The organism is Acinetobacter sp. G11 (genome assembly GCF_049808495.1).
Lineage (GTDB): Bacteria > Pseudomonadota > Gammaproteobacteria > Pseudomonadales > Moraxellaceae > Acinetobacter > Acinetobacter kookii.
Genome location: NZ_JBNCAT010000068.1, coordinates 1 through 1,481, shown reverse-complemented (window position 1 = coordinate 1,481; position 1,481 = coordinate 1). Strand labels below are relative to the sequence as shown.

1 protein-coding gene is annotated in these 1,481 nt (G+C 43.9%); it reads right to left on the bottom strand.

The features are described 5' to 3' along the window. Positions 1-54 precede the first annotated feature (54 nt). Positions 55-1,389, bottom strand: coding sequence for an ISNCY family transposase (locus ACPUEY_RS13995; RefSeq protein WP_425122454.1), 1,335 nt, complete (start codon positions 1,387-1,389; stop codon positions 55-57). Between the last annotated feature and the right edge of the window lie 92 nt (positions 1,390-1,481).

The window sequence follows — 1,481 nt, the reverse complement described above, 5'->3', positions numbered from 1 at the left end:
TGTTATTCACCAATTAAAATGTCTATGTAATAAACCATTTAAAATGTCCAGTTTTTAACTGCAAGAGTCAAGAACAGGATTTAAATTCCTTTGTTCAATGATGGCTTTCTGAGCTTTACGACTCGGCATACTTTTCTTGAGACGGGAACGTTTATTCTGTTTTTCCAACTCTTCATGCTGTTGCTGGATATGGGCCAGAACCGAGCCTAATCGTTTATTCTCAACCACTGCATTTTGCTGTAGTCCAGCCAGTTTATTGAAGACGCTATAGTTGATCTTCCGTCCTTCATGTAAGATGGCCACAGTGCCATCTGGGTACTCCAGAAATGAAATGTATTGCCCAACCAGCTTATGATTCAGTACTGTTGGCTCAAGCATATAAATACATTTGTCATAAGTGATGGTCAGGTTCTTTGTGACCTTACGCGGTTCCTGCCAGGTAAAAATGTCATCCAGTGCAAGATGAGATTCCGTTAATGGCCGATGTAAATTCTTTGTATTTCTCGCACATTTGGCGAACTTCTGATTGAAGTGTTCAATAAAGCAGGGTAGCCAGGCATTGGCTTCGGCAATCGAACTGATGCCTTCCAGACGCATCTCCTTGATGAGACGATCCTGAAGTGTCCTGTTGGCACGTTCCACACGACCTTTAGCCTGTGGTGAGTTGGCAAAGATAATATCAATGTTTAACTCATTCAGAATCCGGCCAAATTGCGTGATCTGGCTGTCCTGACTGGATTTCTGGTTCACTCTGAATACCGAATGTTTGTCACTATAAAAGGCCAGCGGCTTGCCGTATTGCTCAATGTAGGCTCTGGTCGAAAGCATATAGTCAAAGGTGGTTTCAGCCTCACAAAAGCGCAGATGCAACAGCTTTCCAGTCGCGTCATCGATATAAACCAGCAAACAGCATTTGGCGGCTCGTCCTTCAAACCAGTCATGATATGAACCATCAATTTGGATCAACTCACCGAAGCAATCCCGGTTATATCGAGGCTGATATGGACGTTTCAGGCGCTTGGATCGCGGAATCCAGAGTTCATTGGCAGTCATCCAGCGACGAACCGTTTCCACAGGAATATTCAGACCAAACATGCTCATCAGCTTCTCATGCGCCAAGGTTGGGCCAAAGCCCAGCAGATGTTCAGAAATAATAGAAAGGCATTTTGATTTTAACAAGTCGTCATGGCGACGATGGCCAGGTTGACCACGACTGGCATGTGTCAGGCCTGAAACACCATCTTGCTTTAGCTTCTGCAATAACCGGGTAATTTGACGGGTTGAAAGATTCAGAATTTCAGCAGCACGGACTTGTGTAATACGTCGATCTCGAACATCTTGCAGCACTGCAATACGTTGTATTTCCTTGTCAGACATAGTGATCAGCATCTCGATTCATATCCAGTCCATGATGTTGATGCGCATCATAGACCAGACATTTTTATTGGTGAGAATACAGACACTTTAAATGGTTTCTAACA

Bases quoted from the DNA above. Each gene is read 5' to 3' on its own strand.
- ACPUEY_RS13995 (WP_425122454.1), bottom strand. From the start codon at position 1,389: ATGCTGATCACTATGTCTGACAAGGAAATACAACGTATTGCAGTGCTG.